This window comes from Magnetospirillum aberrantis SpK (assembly GCF_011022235.1).
GTDB lineage: Bacteria > Pseudomonadota > Alphaproteobacteria > Rhodospirillales > Magnetospirillaceae > Magnetospirillum > Magnetospirillum aberrantis.
In genome coordinates this window covers 194655-219790 of record NZ_JAAIYP010000038.1, presented here as the reverse complement: position 1 = coordinate 219790, position 25136 = coordinate 194655, and the positions used below count along the sequence as shown (strand labels likewise).

26 protein-coding genes and 1 riboswitch are annotated in these 25136 nt (G+C 66.5%); of the genes, 11 read left to right on the top strand and 15 right to left on the bottom strand.

Annotated features, from left to right (window positions below):
• The gene (gene trpB / locus G4223_RS12150) at positions 1 to 1224 is read right to left on the bottom strand and encodes a tryptophan synthase subunit beta (protein ID WP_163679847.1); all 1224 of its coding nucleotides are present in this window, start codon (positions 1222 to 1224) and stop codon (positions 1 to 3) included.
• 158 nt (positions 1225 to 1382) lie between these two features.
• Here trpB and G4223_RS12145 point away from each other — a divergent pair, with 158 nt between their 5' ends.
• Positions 1383 to 1760: a c-type cytochrome domain-containing protein gene (locus G4223_RS12145; protein ID WP_163679844.1), complete on the top strand. Its 378-nt coding sequence runs from the start codon at positions 1383 to 1385 to the stop codon at positions 1758 to 1760.
• Between the two features lie 53 nt (positions 1761 to 1813).
• Here the strand turns inward: G4223_RS12145 and G4223_RS12140 are convergent, their stop codons facing one another.
• From G4223_RS12140 to G4223_RS12120, 5 genes are read right to left on the bottom strand one after another with little or no spacing between them, the layout of a single operon-like run.
• Entirely contained in the window at positions 1814 to 2686 is an 873-nt protein-coding gene (locus tag G4223_RS12140; protein ID WP_241004089.1) for a lysophospholipid acyltransferase family protein, read from the bottom strand.
• Entirely contained in the window at positions 2683 to 3654 is a 972-nt protein-coding gene (gene lpxK, locus G4223_RS12135; RefSeq protein WP_163679838.1) for a tetraacyldisaccharide 4'-kinase, read from the bottom strand. The genes G4223_RS12140 and lpxK overlap by 4 nt, the downstream gene beginning before the upstream one ends.
• A complete protein-coding gene (locus G4223_RS12130) occupies positions 3641 to 4924 on the bottom strand; it encodes a 3-deoxy-D-manno-octulosonic acid transferase (protein ID WP_163679835.1) in 1284 nt (427 codons plus the stop codon). The genes lpxK and G4223_RS12130 overlap by 14 nt, the downstream gene beginning before the upstream one ends.
• Complete coding sequence (locus tag G4223_RS12125) at positions 4921 to 5613, bottom strand: lysophospholipid acyltransferase family protein (protein ID WP_163679832.1); 693 nt, start codon at positions 5611 to 5613, stop codon at positions 4921 to 4923. The genes G4223_RS12130 and G4223_RS12125 overlap by 4 nt, the downstream gene beginning before the upstream one ends.
• 17 nt (positions 5614 to 5630) lie before the next feature.
• Positions 5631 to 7439 (bottom strand): ABC transporter ATP-binding protein, encoded by a 1809-nt coding sequence (locus G4223_RS12120; RefSeq protein WP_241004088.1) that lies wholly within the window; start codon positions 7437 to 7439, stop codon positions 5631 to 5633.
• A gap of 165 nt (positions 7440 to 7604) precedes the next feature.
• On the opposite strand from G4223_RS12120, the gene G4223_RS12115 reads away from it, so the two are divergent.
• Positions 7605 to 8222, top strand: a complete 618-nt coding sequence (locus G4223_RS12115; RefSeq protein ID WP_163679829.1) for a LysE family translocator — start codon at positions 7605 to 7607, stop codon at positions 8220 to 8222.
• On the opposite strand, the gene G4223_RS12110 is transcribed toward G4223_RS12115, so the two are convergent.
• Together G4223_RS12110 and G4223_RS12105 are read right to left on the bottom strand one after the other, a co-directional pair.
• Positions 8198 to 8734, bottom strand: coding sequence for a DUF924 family protein (locus G4223_RS12110; RefSeq protein ID WP_163679827.1), 537 nt, complete (start codon positions 8732 to 8734; stop codon positions 8198 to 8200). The two genes, G4223_RS12115 and G4223_RS12110, sit on opposite strands and share 25 nt — an antisense overlap.
• A complete protein-coding gene (locus G4223_RS12105; RefSeq protein ID WP_205762490.1) occupies positions 8734 to 8928 on the bottom strand; it encodes a DUF1289 domain-containing protein in 195 nt (64 codons plus the stop codon). The genes G4223_RS12110 and G4223_RS12105 overlap by 1 nt, the downstream gene beginning before the upstream one ends.
• Before the next feature lie 147 nt (positions 8929 to 9075).
• Between G4223_RS12105 and G4223_RS12100 the strand changes: the two genes are divergently transcribed.
• A complete protein-coding gene (locus G4223_RS12100; protein WP_163679824.1) occupies positions 9076 to 10290 on the top strand; it encodes a 6-phosphofructokinase in 1215 nt (404 codons plus the stop codon).
• 33 nt (positions 10291 to 10323) lie between these two features.
• Here the strand turns inward: G4223_RS12100 and G4223_RS12095 are convergent, their stop codons facing one another.
• Complete coding sequence (locus G4223_RS12095) at positions 10324 to 12027, bottom strand: cation:proton antiporter domain-containing protein (RefSeq protein ID WP_163679822.1); 1704 nt, start codon at positions 12025 to 12027, stop codon at positions 10324 to 10326.
• A 172-nt stretch (positions 12028 to 12199) separates the two neighbouring features.
• On the opposite strand from G4223_RS12095, the gene G4223_RS12090 reads away from it, so the two are divergent.
• Positions 12200 to 14014, top strand: coding sequence for a potassium/proton antiporter (locus tag G4223_RS12090; protein ID WP_163679820.1), 1815 nt, complete (start codon positions 12200 to 12202; stop codon positions 14012 to 14014).
• 71 nt (positions 14015 to 14085) lie between these two features.
• Here G4223_RS12090 and G4223_RS12085 read toward each other — a convergent pair whose 3' ends face one another.
• Together G4223_RS12085 and G4223_RS12080 are read right to left on the bottom strand one after the other, a co-directional pair.
• Positions 14086 to 15924 carry a phosphoenolpyruvate carboxykinase (GTP) gene (locus tag G4223_RS12085; protein WP_163679818.1) on the bottom strand — a complete coding sequence of 613 codons (1839 nt, stop codon included), beginning with the start codon at positions 15922 to 15924 and terminating at the stop codon, positions 14086 to 14088.
• A 203-nt stretch (positions 15925 to 16127) separates the two neighbouring features.
• Positions 16128 to 16838, bottom strand: a complete 711-nt coding sequence (locus G4223_RS12080) for a HugZ family pyridoxamine 5'-phosphate oxidase (protein ID WP_241004086.1) — start codon at positions 16836 to 16838, stop codon at positions 16128 to 16130.
• 83 nt (positions 16839 to 16921) lie between these two features.
• Here G4223_RS12080 and G4223_RS12075 point away from each other — a divergent pair, with 83 nt between their 5' ends.
• Positions 16922 to 17389: a copper chaperone PCu(A)C gene (locus tag G4223_RS12075; protein WP_163679815.1), complete on the top strand. Its 468-nt coding sequence runs from the start codon at positions 16922 to 16924 to the stop codon at positions 17387 to 17389.
• Positions 17390 to 17710: 321 nt separating this feature from the next.
• Here G4223_RS12075 and G4223_RS12070 read toward each other — a convergent pair whose 3' ends face one another.
• The 4 genes from G4223_RS12070 to G4223_RS12055 are packed head-to-tail and all read right to left on the bottom strand — an operon-like array spanning position 17711 to position 20179.
• Entirely contained in the window at positions 17711 to 18550 is an 840-nt protein-coding gene (locus G4223_RS12070; protein ID WP_241004085.1) for an energy-coupling factor ABC transporter ATP-binding protein, read from the bottom strand.
• On the bottom strand, positions 18541 to 19266 hold the full coding sequence (gene cbiQ, locus G4223_RS12065) for a cobalt ECF transporter T component CbiQ (protein WP_163679811.1): 726 nt from the start codon (positions 19264 to 19266) through the stop codon (positions 18541 to 18543). The genes G4223_RS12070 and cbiQ overlap by 10 nt, the downstream gene beginning before the upstream one ends.
• A complete protein-coding gene (locus G4223_RS12060; RefSeq protein ID WP_163679808.1) occupies positions 19263 to 19532 on the bottom strand; it encodes an energy-coupling factor ABC transporter substrate-binding protein in 270 nt (89 codons plus the stop codon). Before G4223_RS12060 ends, cbiQ begins: the two co-directional genes overlap by 4 nt.
• Positions 19532 to 20179 (bottom strand): energy-coupling factor ABC transporter permease, encoded by a 648-nt coding sequence (locus tag G4223_RS12055; protein ID WP_163679805.1) that lies wholly within the window; start codon positions 20177 to 20179, stop codon positions 19532 to 19534. Before G4223_RS12055 ends, G4223_RS12060 begins: the two co-directional genes overlap by 1 nt.
• Before the next feature lie 96 nt (positions 20180 to 20275).
• Positions 20276 to 20528: riboswitch (cobalamin riboswitch) on the bottom strand.
• 120 nt (positions 20529 to 20648) lie between these two features.
• Between G4223_RS12055 and G4223_RS12050 the strand changes: the two genes are divergently transcribed.
• Genes G4223_RS12050 through G4223_RS12025 form a run of 6 tightly spaced genes read left to right on the top strand, consistent with a single transcriptional unit; the run spans position 20649 to position 25115 of the window.
• Entirely contained in the window at positions 20649 to 21350 is a 702-nt protein-coding gene (locus G4223_RS12050) for a response regulator (protein ID WP_163679802.1), read from the top strand.
• The gene (locus G4223_RS12045; RefSeq protein WP_338086874.1) at positions 21334 to 22959 is read left to right on the top strand and encodes a stimulus-sensing domain-containing protein; all 1626 of its coding nucleotides are present in this window, start codon (positions 21334 to 21336) and stop codon (positions 22957 to 22959) included. The genes G4223_RS12050 and G4223_RS12045 overlap by 17 nt, the downstream gene beginning before the upstream one ends.
• Before the next feature lie 57 nt (positions 22960 to 23016).
• Positions 23017 to 23448, top strand: coding sequence for an HPr kinase/phosphorylase (locus tag G4223_RS12040; RefSeq protein ID WP_163679800.1), 432 nt, complete (start codon positions 23017 to 23019; stop codon positions 23446 to 23448).
• Positions 23448 to 24398 carry an RNase adapter RapZ gene (rapZ, locus tag G4223_RS12035; protein WP_163679797.1) on the top strand — a complete coding sequence of 317 codons (951 nt, stop codon included), beginning with the start codon at positions 23448 to 23450 and terminating at the stop codon, positions 24396 to 24398. Before G4223_RS12040 ends, rapZ begins: the two co-directional genes overlap by 1 nt.
• 13 nt (positions 24399 to 24411) lie before the next feature.
• Positions 24412 to 24819 carry a PTS sugar transporter subunit IIA gene (locus tag G4223_RS12030; RefSeq protein WP_163679794.1) on the top strand — a complete coding sequence of 136 codons (408 nt, stop codon included), beginning with the start codon at positions 24412 to 24414 and terminating at the stop codon, positions 24817 to 24819.
• On the top strand, positions 24816 to 25115 hold the full coding sequence (locus G4223_RS12025; RefSeq protein WP_163679792.1) for an HPr family phosphocarrier protein: 300 nt from the start codon (positions 24816 to 24818) through the stop codon (positions 25113 to 25115). The genes G4223_RS12030 and G4223_RS12025 overlap by 4 nt, the downstream gene beginning before the upstream one ends.
• The last annotated feature ends 21 nt before the right edge of the window (positions 25116 to 25136 follow it).

Here is a 25136-nt window from a genome sequence, read left to right as displayed (position 1 = left end):
CTACAGATCCCCCATGTCGGAATGGCCCAGGTGACGGGCGATGGTGTTGACGTCCTTGTCGCCGCGGCCCGACAGGTTGACCACCATCAGGTGATCCTTGGGCAAGCCGCCCGCGATCTTGGCGGCGTGGGCGATGGCGTGGCTGGATTCGAGCGCCGGAATGATGCCCTCCAACCGGGTGGTGAACTGGAACGCCTCGACCGCTTCGGAATCGGTGACCGAAACGTATTCGACGCGGCCGACATCGTTCAGCCATGCGTGTTCCGGGCCGATGCCGGGATAGTCCAGGCCGGCCGAGATGGAATGGGCCTCGGTGATCTGGCCGTCGGCATCCTGCAACAGGTAGGTGCGGTTGCCATGCAGCACGCCGGGCCGGCCGCCGGTCAGCGATGCCGCGTGCTGGCCGCTGGGGATGCCGTGGCCCGCCGCCTCGACGCCGATGATGCGTATCGAAGGCTCGTCCAGGAACGGGTGGAACAGTCCCATGGCGTTGGAGCCGCCGCCGATGCACGCGACCAGACTGTCGGGCAGGCGTCCCTCGGCGGCCAGCATCTGGGCGCGCACCTCGTCGCCGATCACCGACTGGAAGTCGCGCACCATCTGCGGGAACGGGTGTGGGCCGGCCACCGTGCCGATCAGATAGTAGGTGTCGGCGACGTTGGTCACCCAGTCGCGCAACGCGTCGTTCATGGCGTCCTTGAGCGTCGCCGCGCCCGAGGTGACGGGCCGCACTTCGGCGCCCAAGAGCTTCATGCGGTAGACGTTGGGCGCCTGACGTTCGATGTCGGTCGATCCCATGTAGATCACGCATTTCAGGCCGAACAGCGCACACACGGTGGCGGTGGCGACGCCGTGCTGGCCGGCGCCGGTCTCGGCGATGATGCGCTTCTTGCCCATGCGCATGGCCAACAGGATCTGGCCGATGCAGTTGTTGATCTTGTGGGCGCCGGTGTGGTTCAGGTCCTCGCGCTTGAGGAAGACCTTGGCGCCGCCCCATGCCTCGGTCAGGCGGCGGGCGAAATAAAGCGGGTTGGGCCGGCCGACGTAATTGGCCAGCAATGCCCGGAACTCGGCGTCGAAGGCCGGGTCGGCCTTGGCCTCCTTGTAGGCCTGCTCGACCTCGAGGATCAGCGGCATCAGGGTCTCGGCCACGAAGCGGCCGCCGAAAATACCGAAGTGACCGCGCTCGTCAGGGCCGGCGCGGTAGGTGTTCAAGCTCTGCATGGTGTCTCTGACCAGCCATCCCAAAAGGCCGCTAATAAAGCATGAAGCGGCACCGAGGGGGAGAAATTTCGCGTTTCGTCCCAGGGAGGCAGTTGCAAAAGGTTATAGAATGTGGTCCTAGGTGGTTTAAGGACTTCGTGAACAGGGGAACTCGTTAAATGAACAAGCTTTGCATGGCTGCCGCCGCCGCGCTCGTCGCCGCCGCCGCTTCTCCCGCTCTCGCCAAGGAAGAGCCGATCAGCTTCGCCGAGGACGTCAAGCCGATCCTCGACATGCGCTGCACCGAATGCCACGTTCCGGGCCAGGCCGGCACCGAGGCTTCGGGTCTCGACCTCTCCACCTACGAAACCACCATGAAGGGCACCAAGCACGGTCCGATGATCGTCGCCGGCGACCCGGTGTCGTCCAACCTGATGCGTCTGATCGACGGCAAGGCCGACAAGTCCCTGCAAATGCCGCACGGCAAGAAGAAGCTGTCGTCTTGCGACCGCGACCTGATCCGCAAGTGGATCAAGCAGGGCGCCAAGAACAACTGATTCCGGCGGTGATGCGTCTGGGGGGCGGATCCTATGGGGTTCCGCCCCCTTTCTTATTCCGGCCAGCGCTTGTGCATCCACAGCCATTGGCCGGGACGGCGGCGGATCCAGTCTTCCAGATGGCCGGTGATATCCCGCATCAGGGTCTGGGTGTCGGCGTGGATGTCGCCGCTGGCGGGCAACGGCACCGGTGGTTGGAAGGTCATGCGGAAGCGGGCGCCGTTCAGACGCTCGATGCACACCGGCACCACCGGGCACTGGTATTTCAGGGCGAAGCGGGCCACCGCCGGGGCGGTCATGGCGTCGCGGCCGAAGAACGGCACCGGGATGCCGTCATTCATCTTCTGATCGACCAACAGACAGATATGGCCGTTGCCGCGCAGCACCGCCATCATCTCGCGAGCACCCTCGGCCCCCTTGCGGATCTGCCCGGTGGCGGCGGTGGCGCGGTACCTGCGGTACAGATCCTCGACCCAGGGATTGTTGGCCTCGCGGTAGACCAGGGTGATGGGCACGCCCTCGCGCACCGAGATGGCGGCGCCCAATTCCCAATTGCCGATATGGCCGGACACGAACAGGCCGGGTTTGCCGTCGTCGCGCAGTTGGTGCAGGTATTCCATGCCCACCACCTCGACCCGCTCGGCGGCCAAGGTGTTGATGTGGGGGAATTCGGCGGCGACGCGGCCCAGATTCTCCCAGGCGTCGCGAACGATGGTCTCGATCTCGGCCGGGCTCTTGTCGGGGAAGGCACGGGCCAGATTGCGCCGCGCGACGTTGGACACGCCCAGCAACGGGCCGATGGTGCGGGCGATGCCCCCGCCCAGCCCCGAGGCGGCATCCACCGGCAGGGCGGCGAACAGCGCCATCACGGCTTTGGCGGCCTGAGCTTCCAGGCGTTGGCGGGTGGTTTTGGAGAAAAGCTTCAAAATCGGCTGTCCACGTGGTCGAGAATCAGGTCCACGGCCTCGGGTGTGTCCCATTCCAGCCGTACGGTCAAGACCGACAGGCGCGACCGCAGGTCCGATGGCACCCTGACCGCGTCCTTGGCGGTGGTGGACAGCAGCGCCTCCTGGGCCTCGGCCTCCTGGATCAGGGCTTCGATCTCGGCGCGGCCATAGGGGTGATGGTCGGGAAAGGAATGGGCGGCCACCACCTGGGCGCCGACGCTTTCCAGGGTGTCGAAGAACTTGGCCGGGCGGCCAATTCCGGCGAAGGCCACCACCTTGCGGCCGGCGAAATCCGCCGCCTCGGGGCCGGGGATCAGCCGCGCCCGCAGCACCGGCAGGGAACCGAACCAGCGGGCGGCGCCGGTGCGGTCGTCGCCGATCATCACCACCGCGTCGGCGCGGGCCAGACCGGCGCGGATGTCCTCGCGGCACGGGCCGGCGGGCATGGGGCGGGCGTTGCCGAAACCGTAACCGCCATCCACCACCACCAGCGACAGGTCCTTTTCCAGGCTGGCATTCTGGAAACCGTCATCCATGACGATCAGGTCGGCCCCCATCTCGGCCGCCGCCATCGCGCCGTCGGGGCGCCATCGCGCCACCCAGGTCGGGGCGTGCCCGGCCAGCAGCAAGGCCTCGTCGCCGACGCGGGCGGCGTCGTGGCGAACGGGATCGACGGCGCGCGGCCCGACCTCGGTGCCGCCATAGCCGCGGGTCAGGAAATGGGGGTGGCGCCCGCGGGCGTGCAGCCGTTCGGCCAGGGCCAGACAGGTGGGCGTCTTGCCGGCGCCGCCGGCGACGATGTTGCCGACACAGATCACCGGCACCTTGGGGCGATAGCTTTCGGCGTCGGTCAGACGCCGCGCCACGGCCCAGGCGTAAAGCCGGCCCAGCGGCGAGAGCAGACGGCTGAGCATTGTGTCGTCATGCCAGAACTCAGGGGTGCGCATCGGCCTTCTCCGCCTGTTCCAGCAACGGCGTGACGGCGCCCATGATCTGGTCGAGGACGCCCGCTTCGCCTTCGGCCCAAGCGCGGGCGGCGGTTCGGGCGCGGGCCAGCGCGGTCCTGTCGGCCAGCAACGCGGACACCGCGCGGATCAGGTCGGCTTCGTCGGCGACTTGCTGGGCGGCGCCGGCGGCCACCATGGCCGGAGCCATGGCGGGAAAATTGTCCATGTACGGGCCGAACACCACCGCCGCGCCCAGCCGGGCCGGTTCGAACGGGTTCTGACCGCCCTTGGCCAACAGGCTCTTGCCGACGAACACCACCGGGCACAGGCGATAGAACAAGCCCAGTTCGCCCATGGTGTCGGCGACGTAGACGGAGGTGCCGGGGGGGATCTCGCCTCCAGACGAACGCAGGCTCGCCGTCACGCCCATCGCCATTAGTTCCGCGGCGATGTCGGCACCGCGATGGGGGTGGCGCGGCACGATGATCGTCAACAGGTCGGGAAAGCGCTGGACCATGTGCTGGTGCACCCGCGCAGCCAGGGCTTCCTCGCCGGCATGGGTGCTGGCGGCCAGCCACAGCGGGCGCTCCGCCACCAGGGAGTGCAAGCGCTCCAACTCGGCGTCGTCGGCGGGCAGGGGCTGGCTGGCCATTTTCAGGTTGCCCAGGCATTGCGTGCGCCGGGCGCCCAGCGCGGCCAGCCGCCGCGCGTCCTCGGGGGTTTGGCCCAGGCACAGGTCGAAGGCCGACAGCATGCGGCCGATGAAGCCCTTGGCCTGTTGCCAGCCGGCGAAGGATTTGGCCGACACCCGGCCTTGGACCAGCACCAGCGGCAACCGGCGGCGGCGGATGGCGTCCAGCATGTTGGGCCAGAAATCGGATTCCGCCCACAGCACCAGATCGGGCCGCCAATGGTCCAGGAACGCTTCGACCCAGGCCGGGCGGTCGACCGGAATGTATTGATGCAACGCGCCTTTGGGCAACCGTTCCGCCATCATCTGGGCCGAGGTCACCGTGCCGGAGGTCACCAGAACCCGCCAGCCGGGGCGCGCGGCCAAACGTTCCACCAGGGGCAGCAGCGACAGCGTCTCGCCGACCGAGGCGCCGTGCAGCCACACCAGCCGGCCGTCCGGCCGGGGCAGGCCGGGCCGTCCCAGCCGTTCGCCGAAACGTTTCGGATCTTCCTTGCCGCGCGCCATGCGGCGCTTGAGGTGCAGGCAGATCAACGGGCCGCCCAGGATGGTCAGCGCGCGGTAGAGGCAGAAGATCATGCCGGTTCCACCGGTTCGACCCCCATCAGGCGGTCGGCTTCCGCCGCCTGGGCGACCATGATCGCCTGGACCTGGAGGCGGATCTGTTCGACGGCGGCTTCGTCCAAATCCTTGGGCACTTCGATGGGATCGCCCCACAGGAAGACGCCGCGTGAGAACGGGAAGGTGACGGCGAAACGGTCCCAGCTTTTCAGCAGCCGCCGCGAGGTCGAGGAATAACAGACCGGGATGATCGGGCAACCGGACAAGCGGGCGATGTTGATCATGCCGGCGGCGGCATGCATGCGTGGTCCGCGCGGTCCATCGGGGGTGATGCCGATGCACCCGCCCGTCTTGAGGGTGCGCAGGATGGTGCGCAACGCGGCGGCGCCGCCCCGGCTGGTCGACCCTTCGATGGAACCGATGCCGAAATGGCTGACCGTGCGGGCGATCAGCTTGCCGTCGCGGTGCTGGCTGATCAGCATGTGGATCGGAACGTTCCCGCGCCAGCACTTGGACATCATCAGCAGCCGTCCGTGCCAGAAGGCCAGGATGAACGGTTTGCCCTGATTCCAATAGGCGGCGGGGATATGGCCGCCGATCACCTGCCAACGGCCGGTCGCCTCGACCAGCCGGATATACAGCGACGCCAGCCAGCACAGCGTGCCCCGGATGCGTTCGTTCCTGCCGATGCGTTTGATCAGACCCATGCGCCGGTCTCCGGGCTTCAGGCTGGCCAGCCCTGGGGCTCGGCGCGCTGGGTTTCCTCGGCGAACTGCATGGCGTAAAGGCGGGCGTAAAGGCCGCCTTGTTCCATCAGCGCGTTGTGGTCACCCGTTTCCACCACCCGGCCGCGATCCATGACGTGGATCAGGTCGGCGCCGACCACCGTGGACAGACGATGGGCGATGACGATGGTGGTGCGCCCCTTCATCAACTGTTCCAGGGCGAATTGCACCTGACGCTCGGATTCGGTGTCGAGCGCGCTGGTGGCTTCGTCCAGCAACAGGATCGGGGCGTTCTTCAGCATGGCGCGTGCGATGGCCAGACGCTGGCGCTGGCCGCCCGACAGGTTGAGGCCGCGTTCGCCGACGATGGTGTCGTAACCGTTGGGCAGGCCCATGATGAAGTCGTGGGCGGCGGCCATGCGGGCGGCGTCCTCGATCTCGGCTTCGGTGGCGCCGAAGCGGCCATAGGCGATGTTGGCGCGGATGGTGTCGTCGAACAGGGTGATTTCCTGACTGACCAGGGCGATCTTGGCGCGCAGCGAGGTCAACGACACCTCGCGCGCGTCCTGGCCGTCCACCAGCACGCGGCCGTCGGTGACGTCGTAGAAGCGCGGCAACAGGTTCAAGATGGTGGTCTTGCCGGCGCCCGATGGCCCGACCAGGGCGACGGTCTTGCCGCCCGGTACGTCCAGGGTGACGCCGTCCAGCGCCGCCTTGATGCCGTCATAGGTGAAGAACACGCCCTCCAGCCGCACGTTGCCTTCGCGCACGACCAGTTCGGCGGCGTCGGGGCGTTCGGCGATGCCGGCATGGGCGTCGATCACCTCGAAGCAGCGGGCGGCGGCGGCAAGGCCTTCCTGAAGGTTGGTGTTCAGGCTGGCCAGCGCCTTCATCGGCTTGTAGGCCAGCATCAGCGCGGTGATGAACGAAAAGAACGCGCCGGCGCGGTCGGGGTCGGTGTCGGCGCTGGAGATCACCTGGGAGCCGCCATAGACGATGACCACGGTGATGGCGACGCCGCCCAACATCTCCATGATGGGCGAGGAGGCCGAGCGCACCCGCGCCGCCTTGTAGGTCAGGTCGTACAGCGATTCCACCAGCGAACGGACCTTGCTTTTCTCGTAATCCTCCATGCCGTAGGCCTTGACCACGCGGATGCCCTGGATGGCCTGGTTCAGATAGGTGGCCAGCAGGCCGGTCTGTTCCTGGGTGTTGGCGGTCACCTTGCGCATGCGCCGGCCCAGCTTGCGGATGGGCAGCACGGCCAGCGGAAAGACGAAGAAGGTCAGGGCCGACAGCACCCAATCCTGATAGAACATCAATCCCACCAGGAAGAGCACGCTGGAGGCGTCCTTGCCGGCGCCGGTCAGCGCGTTGGACACGGCGAAGCGCATGGCGTTGACGTCGTTGGTCAGCCGACTCATCAGCTTGCCCGACTGGTTGGCGTGGAAATAGGCCACGTCCAGGTCCATCAGCCGGGCGAACAGCCGGTTCTGCATGTCCGAGATGACCCGCAACCCGACGCGCGACAACAGCACCGCTTCGCCATAATCGGCGACGCCCTTGGCGGCGAAGGTGGTGATGATGGTCACCGCCAGCGGCCACAGGTACTCGGCCTTGCGGGCCACGAAGATCTTGTTGATGATCGGGTCCATCAGCCATGCGTACATGGCGGTGGAACCGGCCGAGACGGCCATGCACGTTACCGCCAGCAAGACCATGCCGATATAGGGGCGGATGCCTTCCTTCATCAGCCGGCGCATCAGTACCGAGGTGGAGTAGTCCAGAGAAATCTTCTTCTTGCTCAAGGGATTGCCTGTCTTTCGGCGAAATGGGCCGGCGGACCATAGCATGGGGCGGGGCGGAGCGCCAATGGCGGCGGATCGCGGCATGGCGGCCGGCGGGGATGCGCAATGGGCGCTTGTCTCGCGGCCGGTGAATTCGCACAGTAACGGCTGAAAACGGAGAGCGTGATGAGTGTGGCGACGTTCCTGGCCTATGGCACCGCGTTGTTGGTTGCCGCCCTGATTCCCGGTCCGGGCATGACGGCGATCGTCGCCCGCGCGCTGGGCGGCGGTGTGCGCCCGGCTGTCTTCATGGGGCTGGGGCTGATCGTCGGCGACCTTTGTTATTTTTCCACGGTCTGTTTCGGGTTCGCCTATGTGGCCCAGACCCTCGGGACGGTTTTCCTGGTGGTCAAGTACCTGGGCGCGGCCTATCTGGCGTTCCTGGCGTGGAAGCTGTGGCGCCAGGGGTTGCTGTCCCAGGATATCGAGGGGCAGACCGGCGGCAGTGGCGGCGGCGCTTTCCTGTCCGGCTTGCTGGTGACCTTGGGCAATCCCAAGACCATGCTGTTCTATCTGGCCCTGCTGCCGACCCTGTTGCCGCTCGATACCATGACGACGCGGGATTATCTGCTGGTGTCGGCGGGGTCGGTGGTGGTCCTGACGGTGGCCTTGGTCCCCTACATCTTCCTGGCAGCACGGGCGCGTGCGGTGCTGCGCCGTCCCGCCGCCCTCAAGGTCCTGAACCGCGCGGCGGCCGGAACCTTGGCCGGCACCGCGGCCTACATTTCCATCAAGGCGGCCTGAGAGTTCAGGAAGGCTTCTTCCTCGGGGCTGGTTTCGCGGTCCAGGATGTGGTTGCGCTGGGGGAAGCGGTCGAAGCGTTCGATCACCGCGCAGGCGGCGCGGGCGAGTTCCAGCCCTTCGGTGTCGTCGCCCGCCTGTTCGAACAGGCTGACGCCATAGCGTTGGTCGGGCAGCGATTCCGAATGCAGGAACGGCATGTACAGCACGCGGCGCCGGTCGGGCGGCAAGGCGCGGTCGTGGCCGCGCAGCACCGCCGACTCGGCCACCGCCATGGCGTGGCTGTCGAAAGAGAAGGCCTGGGCCTTGCCGGCGAACACCCGGCGCGGCATCTGGTCCAACAAGATGACCAGGGCCAGGGCGCCGTCGGCGCTGTCCAGCCAATGATCCAATTCGCCGCGCGCCGCCCGTGCCAAGTCGTCGCCGAAACGGCCGGCCAGTTCGCCGTCCAGCCGTGGCGCGTCGGCGAACCAGAAATCCAGCAATTCGCCGATGCGATCCAGCGCGTGGGCCATCAGCCGGCCGCCGCCTGGGCGCGGCGACGGGCCATGGCGTTCAGGATCTCCAGCTTTTCGGCGTTGGAGGACAGCTTCCAGTTACGGATTTCCTCGATGGTACGGCCGCAGCCGGAACAGGTGCCGGTCACCGGATCCAGTCCGCATTGGGACACACAAGGGGACTCGATCTCGAAATCGTCGTCGGCGGACACGTCGCGGAACTCCTGGTTGCGGAAAGACAAGCCTCAAAATGGCGCCTCTCGTATGGCGGTACAAGCCCCCTGTCGCCCCTGTCGTCGGCGACGGTTCTGTCCTATCCTGGGCCGCCGGACAGATTCCGGCTGAAAGTGGGAGGTGTCATGCTGCACGGCAAGGTACTGGTGGCCCAAGGGGGTGGGCCGACCGCGGTGATCAACCAATCGGTGGCCGGCGTGGTGTTGGAGGCGCGCAAGTTCCGTAACGTCGATCTGGTGTACGGTGCCTGGCATGGGGTGCGGGGCATCGTGAACGAGGACTTCCTCGATCTGACCCAGGAAACCAGCCACAATCTGGAGATGGTCGCCGACACGCCGTCCTCGGCCTTGGGATCGACGCGCGACAAGCCCGACCTCAAGTATTGCCAGGAAATCTTCAAGGTGCTGAAGGCGCATGGCATCGCCTATTTCTTCTATGTGGGCGGCAACGATTCGTCGGACACCGTGCGCATCGTGTCGGAAGAAGCGCGCAAGGCCGGCTATCCGCTGCGCTGCATGCACATTCCGAAAACCATCGACAACGATCTGGTGCTGAACGACCACACGCCGGGCTTTCCCTCGGCGGCGCGTTTCGTGGCGCAATCGTTCATGGGGGCCAACCTGGACAACGCGGCCCTGCCGGGGGTCTATCTGGCGGTGGTGATGGGCCGCCACGCCGGCTTCCTGACCGCCGCCTCGGCCTTGGGCAAGAAGTTCCCCGATGACGGCCCGCATCTGATCTATCTGCCCGAGCGTACCTTCAAGGTCGAGAAGTTCCTGGGCGACGTGAAGGCGACCATGGACAAGCACGGCCGGTGCGTCGTCGCCGTCAGCGAGGGCATCCACGACGAAACCGGCGCCCCCATCGTCACCCAATTGGCCAAGGAAGTGGAAAAGGACGCTCACGGCAACATACAGCTTTCCGGCACCGGCGCCCTGGCCGACCTGTTGTGCGACGAGATCAAGGGTAAGCTGGGGTACAAGCGGGTACGCGGCGACACGTTCGGTTATCTGCAACGTTCGTTCGTGGGCTGCGTTTCCGACGTCGATCAGCGCGAGGCGCGCGAGGTCGGCGAAAAGGCGGTGCAGTTCGCCATGTGGGGCCAAAACGACGGTTCGGTGACCATTCAGCGCACCGGCTTTTATTCGGTGGATTACAAGCTGATGCCGCTCGAGGCGGTGGCCGGCAAGACCCGTACCATGGAAGACGCCTTCATCTCGGAATCGGGCACCGACGTCACCGACGCTTTTCGCATGTATCTGCGGCCGTTGTTGGGAAAGGGCATGCCCGACGCTTTCCGTCTGCGTCTCAACAATGTGCCCAAGGTGTTGAACCCGTAAAAGCTTTCCCCTCCCGCTCGCGGGAGGGGAAGCCTATTCCCGTTCCAGGGTCAGACTCAGGCGGGCATAGTCGCCGCGTCGATACTCTTCGAGCAGGGCCTGCACGTCGTCGGGCGGCAATCCCAGGTGGCGCAGGGTCAGGCCGGCCAGTTGCAGGCTGCCTTCCAGGATTTCCGGCACCACCGCCGTAGCACCCGATTGTTCCAGTCCCTTGGCCTGACGGCGGTCACGGGCACGCACCAGGATGCGCAATTCGGGGAAGTTGGCCCGCAGGCGCGGCACCAGCTTTTCCCGGCTCGATCCGGTGTCGATGGTCAGCACCACGGCGCGCGCGCGGGCCGCGCCCACCGCCTTCAGCACCTCGACCTTGCGGATGTCGCCATAGAACACCATGTCGGCGTGGCCGGCGTCGCGCAGCCGCACCACCAGACGCGGGTCGCGGTCGATGGCGATGTAGGGGATGCCCTGTTCGCGCAACAGACCGGCGACGATCTGGCCGACGCGGCCGAAACCGACGATGATCACATGGTCGGCCATGTCCTTGGCGGCACCGTCGGGGGCGGCGGCGCGGCCGTCGGCCATGCGGCGTTGCCGCACCACCCACTCGCCAGCCAGAGCCAGGGCCGGAGTCGCCGCCATGCTGAGCGCCACCACCGAGGTCAGAAGCTCGATTTCGGTGCCGCCGATCAAATTGTGCTGGCCGGCGCGGGCCAGGACGACGAAGGCGAATTCCCCGCCCTGGGCCAGCAGCAGCCCAAGATGCAGCGACGTCGCCAGCGGGAAGCGGAAGGCCAGCGCCAGAAGCGTCAGCACGAAGGTCTTGACCACCACCAGCATGCCGACGCCGGCGGCGATGTGCGGCAGGTTGGCCAGCACCTTGACCGGGTCCACGGTCATGCCGACGGTCAGGAAGAACAATCCCATCAACAGGCCGCGCACCGGTTGCAGGTCGGCCTCGATCTGGTGGCGGTATTCGGAACTGGCCAACATCACCCCGGCCAGGAAGGCGCCCAGGCTCAGCGACAGCCCGACCGCCTCGGTGGCGAAGCCGGTGCCCACCACCGCCAAAAGCGCCGCGGCCACCAGCACTTCGGGCTGGCGGGTCGAACTGACCACATGGAACAAGGGGCGCAGCGCCAGCCGCGCCACCAGGAAGATGACCACCAGCGCCGCCACCGACTTGGCCAGCGCCAGCAATTCGGCCCAGGAAAAGCTGAAGCCGTGGCCGCTGAGCTGGGGAATGGTGACCAGCAACGGCACCACCGCCAGATCCTGGAGAATAAGGACCGCCACCGCCAGTCGCCCGACCTGGCCGCTCAACTCGCCACGTTCGGACAGGATTTGAAGCACGAAGGCGGTGGACGAGAAAGCCAGCGCCATTCCCACCACGCCGGCTCCGGCGAAGTCCATGCCGACCGCTCGCATGATGGCGGCGGCGGCGGCGCCGGTGACCAGAACCTGGGCGGTGCCCAGCCCGAAGATGAAGTGGCGGATGACCCGCAGACGGTCCCACGACAGTTCAAGGCCGATCATGAACAACAGGAAGACGATGCCCAGTTCGGCAAGGTCGCGCGCCCCTTCCTGTTCGCTCATCAGGCCCAGGCCGGCGGGGCCGACGGCGCTGCCGGCCAACAGGTAGCCCAGCACCGGGCTGATCCGCAGCCGGTGGCACAGCGGCGCCACCAACACGGCGACCGCCAGGAAAATCAATGCATCGCGAAAGATGCCGTGCTCCAAGATCGAGCCACCTTATATCCGTTGATGGCCCCTTTCTAACCAAGCATCGGGGGCCTTGAAATTGAGGGGAAACGCTTATCATGCCGGCCATGTCCCTGTCGCCCCTGGACATCGCGCCGGAGCGACCTTACACCCCTTGAAGGGGCGGCGTGGGCGCGGAAAGGGTCCGAGCGTGATCGAACATATGAACGTGGCGGTGCTGGTGTTGGCCGGGCTGGTGACCTTCAGCATCTTCACCAGCCTGTTGTCGTATCGGATCGGCGCGCCGTTGCTGCTGGTGTTCCTGGGCGTCGGCCTGTTGGCCGGCGACGGTGGTGTCGGCGGCATCATTTTCGACGACGCTTCGGCCGCCTACATGATCGGTTCCGTGGCCCTGGCCATGGTGCTGTTCGATTCCGGGTTCCACACCCCGATCAAGGCGGTGCGCATGGCCGCGCTGCCGTCCTTGTCGCTGGCGACGCTGGGGGTGGTGCTGACGGCGGCGGTGGTGGCGGTGCCGGCGTGCCTGTTGCTGGACATGAGCTGGATCGAGGGGTTGTTGTTGGGCTCCATCGTCGGTTCCACCGACGCGGCGGCGGTGTTCTTCCTGTTGCGGGTCGGCGGCATCCACATCCGCGATCGCGTGCGTTCGATCCTTGAGGTGGAATCGGGGTCGAACGACCCCATGGCCATCTTCCTGACGCTGATCCTGATCCGCTTCCTGGTGGACCGTTCGACCCATATCGGTTTCGGCGGTTTCGTCATCCTCAATCTATTGCGGGAATTCGGTATCGGCGCCCTGGCCGGTCTGGTGGGCGGCGCGGTGATCGTCCAGGCGGTGAACCGGCTCGGGATCGAACGCGGCCTGTTGCCGGTGGCCGGGTTGGCCATGTCGCTGATGCTGTTCGCCGCGACGGCGCTGGTGGGGGGATCGGGGTTCCTGGCGGTCTATGTGGCCGGTCTGGTGGCCGGCAACTCACGGCTGGTGGCGCCCGACACCATGCGCCGTTTCCAGGACGGCACCACGTGGCTGGCCCAGATCACCATGTTCCTGACGCTTGGGCTGTTGGCCAGCCCGAACGAGTTCCCGCCCCTGATCCTGCCGAGTTTGGGCATCGCCTTCGTGCTGATCTTCGTGGCCCGGCCGCTGGCGGTGTGGATCGGCCTGTTGCCGTTCCACATGAGCCGCAACGAGATCGCCTTCGTCTCGTGGGTCGGTTTGCGCGGTGCGGTCGGCATCCTGTTGGCGATCCTGCCCATGGTGTCGGGCATGGAAAACGGCCGGGTGTTCTTCAACGTCACCTTCATGGTGGTGCTGGTGTCGCTGGCGGTCCAGGGCTGGACCATCGGTCCGGTGGCGCGCTGGCTGGGGCAGGTGGTGCCGCGTCGGATCGGGCCGGTCGAACGCATGGAGCTGGAAATTCCCGGCGCCGCCCACGAATTGGTGGCCTATCGCATCGTCGCCAATTCGTTGGTGGCCCAGGGCCACCGCTTGCCGCGCTGGGCGTCGCCGTCCCTGGTGGTGCGCGACGGGCGCTCGTTGCTGGGCTCGGGCGTGCAGAAACTGAAACCCGGCGACATGGTGTGGCTGTTCGCCAAGCCCGAGCGCGTTCCCCATCTCGACCGTCTGTTCGCCAGTCCGGCCCAGGCGGCCGAGGCCGACCGCCAGTTCTTTGGCGACTTTCCCATCGATCCCCGCGTGCGCATGGGGGAACTGGCGGTGATGTACGGCCTGCCGGTCCCCGAGGAAGCGTGCGAGTTGGCGGTGGCGGCATGGCTGGAGGGATCGTTGGGGACCAGGCCGGGCATCGGCGACCGCGTGCCGCTGGGCGAGGTCGAGTTGATCGTGCGGGCGCTCGACGCCGACGACAACATCGGCGAGGTTGGGCTGGCGGCCGAACCGACCCAGGTGGACAAGCCGCGCCTGCCGTTGTTCCCCACCGGACGCGAGGTTCGCGCCCGCGCCCGCCGTTGGGTCGGGCGGTTCCGACGCAGAGGGACGCCATAGGGTACCGCCCCCCCGATAAAAAACCCCCGCCGTTTCCGGCGGGGGTTTTCTGTTTCAGCCTTGGCCGAAGCTTACTGCTTCAGGGTCCAGGTGGCGGGCGAACGCCACATGCGGGCCTTGAGCAATTCGCGCTGGCACTTGAACTCGCCGGGCAGACGGTCCAGGAACTTGTCGAAATTGTCTTCCTGGCTGCGGGCTTCGACCACACCGGCCTCGCGGTCGATGGTCATCAGCTCAAGGAACTTGTCCTTGGGATAGTCCAGGCCGTTCCAGTTCAGGTCGTCATAGGTGGGGACGTTGCCGAACGGGCTTTCCACCGCCGGGGCGCGGCCGTGCACGCGGTCGACGATCCACTTCAGCACGCGCATGTTGTCGCCGAAGCCCGGCCACATGAACTTGCCGTTGGCGTCCTTGCGGAACCAGTTGACGCGGAAGATGGCCGGCGGGTTGGCGACCTTGCGGCCCATGTCCAGCCAATGGCTGAAATAGTCGGCCATGTTGTAGCCGCAGAACGGCAGCATGGCGAACGGGTCGCGACGGATGGCGGCCTGGCCGACGGCGGCCGCGGTGGCCTCCGAGCCCATGGTGGCGGCCAGATAGACGCCGTGCACCCAGTCGAAGGACTGGTACACCAGCGGCATGGTCTTGGACAGGCGGCCGCCGAAGATGAAGGCCGAGATCGGCACGCCGGCCGGGTTTTCCCAATCCGGGTCCACCGACGGGCACTGGCCGACGGGGGCGGTGAAGCGGGCGTTCGGGTGGGCGGCCGGGGTTTCCGAGGCCGGGGTCCAGTCGTTGCCCTTCCAGTCGATCAGATGCGCCGGCTTCTCTTCCGAGATGCCTTCCCACCACACGTCGCCATCGTCGGTCAGGCCGACATTGGTGAAGATGGAGTTCTTGGCGCAGGCCGCCATGGCGTTGGCGTTGGTGTGGTAGCCGGTGCCCGGCGCCACGCCGAAGAAGCCGGCTTCCGGGTTGATGGCGTAGAACTTGCCGTCGGCGCCGGGCTTGATCCAGGCGATGTCGTCGCCGACGGTCCAGATCTTCCAGCCGTCGAAGCCCTTCGGCGGTTGCAGCATGGCGAAGTTGGTCTTGCCGCAGGCCGACGGGAAGGCGGCGCCCACATAGGTCTTCTCACCCTCGGGGCTTTCCACGCCGACGATCAGCATGTGCTCGGCCAGCCAGCCTTCGGTGCGGCCCATGGTCGAGGCGATGCGCAGCGCGAAGCACTTCTTGCCCAACAGCGCGTTGCCGCCATAGCCCGAACCATAGGACCAGATGGTCCGCTCTTCCGGGAAATGGCTGATGGTGATGTTGTCGGGATCGCACGGCCAGGCGACGTCGGCCTCGCCGGCGGCCAGCGGCTTGCCGACCGAGTGCAGGCACCTGACGAACTCGCCTTCCTTGCCCAGCAGGTCCAGCACGGCCTGACCCATGCGGGTCATGATGCGCATGTTGGTGCAGACATAGGGGCTGTCGGTGATCTCGACGCCGATATGGGCGATGTCGGAGCCCAGCGGACCCATGGAGAACGGCACCACGTACATGGTGCGGCCCTTCATGCAGCCGCTGTACAGCTTGCCCATGCGGGTCTTCATCTCGGCGGGCGCCACCCAGTTGTTGGTCGGGCCGGCGTCGTCCTTGTTGGTGCAGCAGATGAAGGTGCGGTCCTCGACGCGGGCGACGTCGCGCGGGTCGGAGCGGCAGAGGTAGGAATTGGGGCGCTTGGCCTCGTTCAGCTTGATGGCGGTGCCGCCGGCGACCATCAGTTCGCACAGGGCGTCGTACTCCCGCTCGGAGCCGTCACAGATGTGAATGGCGTCGGGCTGGCACAGCTTCGCCATCTCGTCGATCCACGCCAACAGATTGGCGTTGACCGTGCTGCCGCCGGGAATACCGAGTTTCGTCATGATTACCGTTCTCCATCCCTTTGATGGTGGCCGTTTTCCGGGCCCCAGAGAGCTGCCGCGCCATGATGCGGAAGACGCGGGTTTCGATCGCCGTATCCGACACGGGCGTAATGCCCACGCCGCCGCCGTGAAGAGGAGCCGAAGATAGCTTCCCGGCGGCGCGCGGGCAATGCCCTTAGTAGACTGAGGCCTATGCGAAAGACTTAGCCGGAAGCATGGTTCAGGGATTCCGCCAGGGCGGTCTGAACCCGCTCCGGTCCGTCAATCGGCGAGTGAAAGATCAGGCGGCGGAATTCCTGCCCATTGGATAGATCGGCGCCGTCCGGGTCCAGCGAGGCGATCCGCCAGCCGTCGCCCAGTCGTTCGCCCCAGCGGGCGTTGGCATCCTCCAGCAACGCCGCTTCGGCGGCGGCCAGTTGGGCGATCTGGGTGGGAGCAAGGCCGAAGGGGGCGTCGAACCACACGGCACGGCCGAAGCCGCCGACGAAATGGGTGCGTGTGGGGATGATCCGCCACAACGAGAAATCGCCGAAATCGGCATACAGCGCCGCGCCGGGATGGCGGGCCAGGAAGCGGGCGCGCAGCCGTGGCTCATCGACCCGTTCGGCCCGGCCACACAGGGTGACGCGCGGCCCGGTCTGGGGGTTGGGATGGCCGTCGGTGCCGTCCAGCAGCAGCGAACAGGCGGGGGCGGCCATCAGGTTGCGGGTGTGGTCGGCCAGTCCCGACAGCAACAGGATGGGGGAAAGGTCCAGGTCGAAGGCGACGGTGACCAGCGACCCATAGGGACTGCCGTCATCGGCCGCCAGGGTGGACAGCACCGCCTTGCGGCAGGAACGGGCCACCTGTCGCAATGCCTGACGGTTGTCGGCGGGAAGATCCGGGGTCTTCATTTGATCGGCGTCATGGGCCATGGTGTCGATTGTCCCTAAGCTCTACCATGTCGCTCCGCGAATCGCGGGCGAAACCGTGTCATATCGGGGAAGGATCATCGCAGATGAAAAGGTTGCTGGGAACCGTGCTCGCCGTGTCGGTGTCCGTGCTGGCATTGCCTGCGCTGGCCGGCGAGGCCAAGGTCGGCACCATCGAAGTCAAGGAAGCCTGGGCGCGGGCCACCCCGGCGCGGGCTCCGGCCGGCGGCGCCTACCTCACCATGGCCAACACCGGTTCCGTCACCGACAACCTGTTGTCGGCCGCTGTCGATGTGTCCAAGGTGGCGGAATTGCACACTCACCTTCAGGACGGCGACGTCATGCGCATGGTGGCGGTGGAAAGCATCGAGCTGCCGGCGGGAAAGACCGTGGTCATGGAGCCGGGCGGGCTGCACGTCATGCTGATCGGCCTTAGGGGACCGCTCAAGGAAGGAACCAGCTTTCCCATGGAGCTGACCTTCGCCCAGGCCGGAAAGGTCACCGTCACCGTCGACGTTCAGCCGGTAGGGGCCATGCACGGCGGCAAGCGCTGAACGGGAAAAATTGAGCCCCCTTCCCCTGGGGTAAGGGAAGGGGGCTTGCCCGGTCCGGAAAGCGTGGGGGGGTGGGGCAGGAAACGCCTTCCGGGCGGGATTCTTGCTGCTCGGTTTTTCTTGTTCTCGCTGGCGTGAAAGCGGGCCGATGATTTGTGGAGGGGCCGCTTTCTCATCACCTCTTTCCCGTTCGCGATTGAGGACATCCTGCCCTATGGATGCAAACGGCGTTCGCGTTGCGCGTATGAATACGCGCAACGGCATATAACAAAGGTATGAACGTCGTCGTTTTTTTGCCGGAAAATGCGTTAAGCCGCTGTTTTATCGGCTGATATTTTCCATCAGGGCCATCGCTTCGGCCCGCGTGCGCGGCAGGCGGGCGCTGGGGGGGAGCCAACCGTGATCGCGGGCAGCCAAGCCCAGATCCAGCAGCAGCGGCGGCTTGAGGCGGGCTTGCGCCAGGGCCTCGGTATCGGCCAGGACGTCCTCGGGGGGGCCTTGACGGACGACCTTGCCGTTGACGAACAAGGCGACGGTGTCGGCCCAGGCCCAGGCCAGATCGACGTCGTGGGTGGTGAATACCAAGGTGGCGCCGCCGGTCCGCAATTTCTCCAACACCGCCAACAGGTGAACGGCGCCGAACTGGTCCAGGCCGGCGGTGGGTTCGTCCAGCAACAGCACCTCGGGACGCATGGCCACCGCGCCGGCGATGGCGACGCGCTTTTTCTGGCCGAAAGACAGCATGTGGGTGGGGCGTTCGGCCAAGTCGCCGATACGCAGGCTGTCCAGGGCTTCGGTGACGCGGGCACGGGTCTCGTCTTCGGACAGGCCCAGGTTCAGGGGGCCGAACGACACGTCCTCGGCCACGGATGGGGCGAACAACTGGTCGTCGGGTTCCTGCAACACCAGCCCAACCCGGCGCCGCCATGCGGCCAGGGCGGCGCGGCCGTGTGTCTGAACCTCGCCGTCCAGCAACACCTGGCCGGCAGCGGGGCGCAAGGTGCCGTTCAGATGCATCAACAAGGTGGTCTTGCCGGCGCCGTTGGGGCCAAGGATGGCGAGGCGTCGGCCACGTTCCACCGAAAGGTCGAGACCATCGAGCGCGGCCACCCCGCCGGCATAGGCGTAATGCAGGCCGCGCGCTTCAAGGATCATATCCATAAACCCGCCCCTCCCAAGGCGATCAACAGCATGGCGATGATCGCCACGTTGGCCGGGCGGACCGGGCGGGCCGGCGACAGCGTGCGCAGGCTGCCGTCGAAACCGCGTGCCGCCAGCCCCAGTTCAAGACGGCGGGCGCGGTCGAGCGCGCGGGGCAAGAGGTTGCCGAGCAAAAGGCCGGTGGACCGGATGCGCCGCCGCCAGCCGACGGTGCCCAGGCGCGCCTCCTGGCTGGTGTGGATGGCGGCGGCGGTGTCCAGCAGAACGAACAGCAAGCGATAGGTGGTGAGCGCCACTTCGGCCACTTCGGCCGGGAGGCCCAGGCGGCGCAGGCCCTGGACCAGATCCGAGGCCGGGGTGGTGACGGTCAGCAGTAACAGTGCCGACACCGCCGCCAACGAACGCAGGACCAAAAGTCCGGCCTGATGGGCGCCGGCTTGGGAAAAATGCAATCCTTCGGGACCGCCCTGGACGGTCAAGGTGGCGGCGCCGGTCAGGATGAAGGCAAGCGGCCCGGCCGCCAGCCGGACCAGCGCGCCCAAGGGGGTGCCGGCGGTGACGGAACAGACAACGGCCGCCGCCAGCACCAGCGCCGCCCCCGGCCATGGGGGCAGCGCCAGCGCCAGGACGAGAAGGCCCAGCGACAGCAAAGCCTTTTCCGCCAACGCACGTTTCCGCCAACGGCTGGTATGGGCCAGCCGGTCGGATGGGATCATTTGTGGCGCTGTCCCCGGCGGTATCCCAGCACGAAGCCCAGCACGCCGGCACCCAGTGCCGCCTGAAGGGCGAAGAACAGGCTTTCGATCTCACCCGAGGGCGGTTCCCACAGCGGCTCGAACCACGGTTCGTAGCCGGTCTCGGCGATGGCGTCCTTGGCGGCGCCATCGGCTCCGCCGTATTCGCCGGGCAGCTTGAGCAGCATGGGGGCGGCGACGATGAGGACCGCCAGCAAAAGCAGCAAGGTGTTGGAAGTGCGGGTCATCACGCTTTGGACTCCGTGCCGGCCTGGCGCGACGCCAGCAGGTTGACGACGACGACGGTCAACAGGCCTTCGGCCACCGCCAGCGGCAATTGGGTGATGGCGAAGATGCCGCCGAACTTGAGGAATGCCCCCAAGATGCCCGAGGTGGCGTCGGGGAAGGCCAGGGCCAATTGCACCGAAGTCACCACATAGGTGCCGAGATCGCCGAGGAAGGCGCCCAGGAACACCGCCAGCGCGGCCGGCGCGCCCATCTTGCCCGCCAGCTTCCACACGCCCCAGGCGATCCACGGGCCGGCGATGGCCATGGAGAACACGTTCGCCCCCAGCGTGGTCAGGCCGCCATGGGCCAGCAGCAACGCCTGAAACAACAAGACGATGGTGCCCAATACGCTCATCACCGCCGGGCCCATGGTGATGGCGCCCAGGCCGGTGCCGGTGGGATGCGAGCACGAGCCGGTGACGGAGGGGAGTTTCAGCGCCGACAGCACGAAGGCGAAGGCGCCGGCGGCGCCCAGGCTCAGCCGAGCCTCGGGATGTTCGGCCAGCACGGTCTTGAGACGGCGTGCGCCGACCACCACGAACGGTGCCGAAGCGACCGTCCAGCCCACCGCGTGGGCCACGGGAAGGAACCCTTCCATGATATGCATGTCAATCCACCTTACATCCGCGAAAGCGGGCGCACAGTCCCCCCCTGTCGCCAGGGGACGAACCACGATTCCAGGACACCCCGCCCGGAAAAGCGTGCGCACGCGGGTGCGATGGCAGGTCTCCTGGCTCGCGGGTCATGGGGTCCGGCATAGCCTTCCCAGCGTGATCGCCGCACGAGTGGATTTTCGTGGACGGGCCAGTGGCATCGCGAACGGCCGGAACCTCTCCGCCTACAGTTGCGGGGGCAGCCCCGGAATAAGCCGCCTTTTCGGCTGCCGTACCGGGTTCCCTTTTCACCCCGAAGCGCACATCGTGCACCTGCGGGGAACCATCGGGGCGAACTATAATTTTGCCGCAATCGCCCTGTCAATTGCCGCGAGATGCCGCACCGGGCGTGCGGGGGTTGCCAGGACAAAGGGATTGGGTAACCCTTGCTGCGCAACAGCCCAGTTGGGAGGGAAGTCCGTCGTGAGTTACACCATCGCCTTGGTCGATGACGACCGCAACATCCTGACCTCGGTGTCCATGGCGCTTGAGGCCGAGGGCTTCAAGGTCCGCACCTACACCGACGGGTCCGAGGCGTTGCGCGGATTGACGGCCCAGCCGGCGGATCTGGCGGTGCTGGATATCAAGATGCCGCGCATGGACGGCATGGAATTGCTGCAACGGTTGCGCAAGCAATCGGCCATTCCGGTGATCTTCCTGACGTCGAAGGACGACGAGGTGGACGAGTTGCTGGGGCTGCGCATGGGGGCCGACGACTACATCAAGAAGCCGTTCTCGCAAAAACTGCTGATCGAGCGCATTCGGACGTTGCTGCGCCGGCTTGAGGCGGCGGCCGATCCCGAGCCGGCGGCCGGCTCGACCCTGGTGCGCGGGCATTTGGTGCTGGATCAGGCCCGCCACGTCTGCACCTGGAAGGGCCAAAGCGTCGATCTGACGGTGACCGAGTTCCTGATCCTCAAGTCGCTGGCCCAGCGGCCGGGCCACGTCAAGAACCGCGACCAGTTGATCGACCAAGCCTATGGCGAACACATCTACGTGGACGACCGCACCATCGACAGCCACATCAAGCGTCTGCGCAAGAAGTTCCGCGAAGTAGACGACGAATTCGCCCACATCGAGACCCTTTACGGCGTGGGTTACCGCTATCGTGACGATTCCCTCTGAGTTCGCGCCGCCGCGCCGCCGCTTCCGCCGCTGGCGGCCGCTCAGTTCGCCGCTGACCCGGCGTATCCTGGCGGTCAATCTGGTGGCGCCCATCTTGCTGGTGGCCGGCCTGTTCTACATGGACCGCTACAAACAGGGGCTGATCCTGGGCGAGTTGGCGGGGCTCACCACCCAGGCCGAGATGGTTGCCGGCGCGGTGGGCGAAGGCGCGGTCAGCGAACAGGCGCTGGGCTTTCTGGAACTCAATCCCGATCTGGCGCAACAGATGGTCCGCCGTCTGGCCGAACCGGCCAAGGTGCGCATCCGCCTGTTCGACGCGGTGGGCGGACTGGCCGCCGATTCTCGGCAATTGCTGTCGGTCAAGGGCAACATCCTGATCGAGGAACTGCCGCCGCCGGCCGGTCCCGGCTGGCGCGCCCATCTGGGGCAATGGTGGGAGGCGGTGACCACCTGGATGCCCAAGGACCCCACCTTGTCGCCGCATCGGGAACACGCCGACGACCGTGCCGAACACTGGCCCGAGGCCATGGCGGCGCTGGCCGGCCGCAAGAGTACGGCGGTGCGCTCGCGGGCCGGCGGATTGGTCTTGTCGGTGGCGGTGCCGGTTCAGCGCTATAAACAGGTGGTCGGCGCCCTGGTGGTCCAGGCCGACGGGCGCAACGTCGCCAAGAGCCTGTTCCAGGTGCGCGTCAACATTCTTCAGATATTCGTGGCGGCGCTGACGTTGACCGTGGCCTTGTCCTTTTATATGGCGGGCACCATCGCCCGACCCATCCGCCGCCTGGCCCTGGCCGCCGAACAGGTGCGCCACGGGCATGGACGCCGCCACCGCATTCCCGACTTTCCCGCCCGCCGCGACGAGATCGGCGAGTTGTCGCGTGCGCTCAAGGAAATGACCGAGGCGCTGTGGAACCGCATGGACGCCATCGAACGCTTCGCCGCCGACGTCGCCCACGAGATCAAGAACCCGCTGACATCCGTGCGTTCGGCGGTGGAGACGGCGGCGCGGCTGACCGATCCCGAGAAGCAGCGCAAACTGCTGGCCATTGTCCAGGACGACGTCGAACGTCTGAATCGCCTGATCACCGACATTTCCGACGCTTCGCGCATCGACGCCGAATTGTCGCGGGCCGAGAACGAGCCGGTGGCCGTGGCGGCCATGCTGGAAACGCTGTGCGACATCTACCGTTCCACCGGCGAAGACGAAGGTGGGCTTGACTATCGGGTGCGGGTGCCGGCCAACGATCCGCTGGTGGTCGTCGGAATCGAGGGGCGTCTGGTGCAGGTGTTGCGCAACCTGATCGGCAACGCCGCGTCGTTCAGTCCGCCGGGCGGAGTTATTTCGCTTTCGGCATGGCGCGAAGGGGCGTCGGTGCGGATTCAGGTCGAGGATGACGGTCCCGGCATCCCGGACAACAAGCTCGAGGCCATCTTCGACCGCTTCTATTCGGAACGGCCTTCGTCCGAGAAGTTCGGCACCCATTCCGGCCTGGGTCTGTCCATCAGCAAACAAATCGTCCAGGCCCATGGCGGACGCATCTGGGCCGAGAACCGTCCGCAGGGCGGCGCCCGCTTCGTCGTGGTCCTGCCCTTGGCGCGTGACGCCTGAGGGGATAAGGGAAAGGGCGGGATTGACTCGCCCGCTTTGCCGCTCCACCCTGCGTTCATGCATCTGGTTCATGCCACCAGCGTCGAAATCGGCGGCCACGCCGTCCTGATCCGCGGCCCGTCGGGCAGCGGCAAGTCCGACCTTGCGCTTCGGCTGATCGATGGCGGCGCCACCTTGGTGGCCGACGACCAGAGCGCGGTCAGCCATGACGGCGGCCGTCTGTTCGTTTCCGCCCCTGAAACCATCGCCGGTCTGCTCGAGGTACGGGGGGTGGGGGTCGTACGGCTTCCCCATCGCGGCCGGGCGCCGTTGGCGTTGGTGGTCGACCTGGTGGCGGCCAAGGACGTCGAACGTCTGCCCGAGCCCAGCGCCGCCCAGCTTTTGGGGGTGATGGTGCCGAGGGTGGCCCTGGCGCCGTTCGAGGCGTCGGCTCCGGCGAAGGTTCGCCTTGCGATGCTTTCCGCAACACGAGATATAATGCGCCCGTGATGACGCATTCGACCCCTTCGCCCGACACCGTCTGTCCCACTCAACTCGCCGCCTCGCCGCGGGACGTGGGTGCGCGTGGCGGCAATGGCCGGGTGGTGATCGTCACCGGGTTGTCGGGGGCGGGCAAGACCTCCGCCCTCAAGGTGTTCGAGGATCTGGGTTACGAGGCGGTGGACAACCTGCCGGTGGGGTTGTTGCCGTCCCTGGTCCGTCCCGCCGATGGCGAGGCCATGGCCCGGCCGCTGGCGGTGGGTATCGACATCCGCACCCGTGATTTCGGCGTGGAACCTATCGCCAAGGCGCTGGACGCGCTGGCGGACGAACGCGGCCTTGACGTGCGGGTGCTGTTTCTCGATTGCGACGATGACGTTCTGTGCCGCCGTTTCACCGAAACCCGGCGGCGGCATCCCTTGGCGGTGGACCGGCCCTTGGCCGACGGCATCCGCCACGAACGTGCGCTGGTGTCGCCGCTCAAGCGGCGCGCGGACCTGGTGTTCGACACCACCAATCTGGCGCCGGGACAGTTCAAGCGGGTGTTGGCCGGTCATTTCGGCGTCGGCGCCGATCAGGGGCTGATGGTGTTCGTCACCTCATTCGCCTATCGCAACGGCCTGCCGCGCGAGGCGGATCTGGTGTTCGACGCGCGTTTCCTTGCCAATCCGCATTACGTCGCGGATCTGAAGCCGTTGACCGGGCGCGACGACGGCGTGGCGGCCTATGTGGCGGCCGATGTCGCCTTTCCGGCTTTCTTCCAGTCCATGACCGACCTTCTGGCGCCGTTGCTGCCGCGCTTTTCCGCCGAGGGGAAAAGCTATCTGACGATCGCGATCGGCTGTACCGGGGGCAGGCACCGTTCGGTTTTCGTGTCCGAACGTCTGGCGGCATGGCTGAAACAGCGTGGGGTTCGGGTCGAGCTGCGCCATCGCGAGCTCGAAGCAGGGGGAGTTTGACAAGGGGATGGCTATGATCGGATTGGTACTTGTCACCCACGGCCGATTGGCGGACGAGCTTGTCGCCGCCATGGAACATGTGGTCGGCCCTCAGCCCAATGTCGGCGCGGTCTGTATCGGCCCGGACGACGACATGGAACAACGGCGCAACGACATCCTGGAACAGGTGGCGCGGTGCGACGACGGCACCGGTGTCGTGGTGTTGACCGACATGTTCGGCGGCACGCCGTCCAACCTGGCCATTTCCATCATGGACAAGGCCAAGGTCGAGGTGATCGCCGGCGTCAACCTGCCCATGCTGATCAAGCTGGCCAGCGTGCGCCATTCCGAACCGCTGGCCAACGCGGTCGCCTCGGCCCAGGAAGCCGGGCGCAAATACATCAATGTCGCATCCAAGCTTTTGACCCAGGACCGTAAATGACCGACCTTTCCGCCTGCTCGGGCGAGGAGCTCAAGCGCACGGCCTCCATCTGCAACCGGCGCGGCCTGCATGCCCGTGCCGCCGCCAAGTTCGTCAAGCTGGCCGCCACCTTCGACGCTCAGGTCCACGTCGCCCACCGCGGAACCGAGGTGTCCGGCCTGTCGATCATGGGATTGATGATGCTGGCCGCCGCGCCCGGCTGTTCGGTGGAACTGAGGGCCGAGGGCACCCAGGCCGCCGCGGCGCTGGAGGCGCTGTGCGGCCTGATCGCGAAAAAGTTCGACGAGGAAGATTGAACTCCTAAATAAGCAATAACG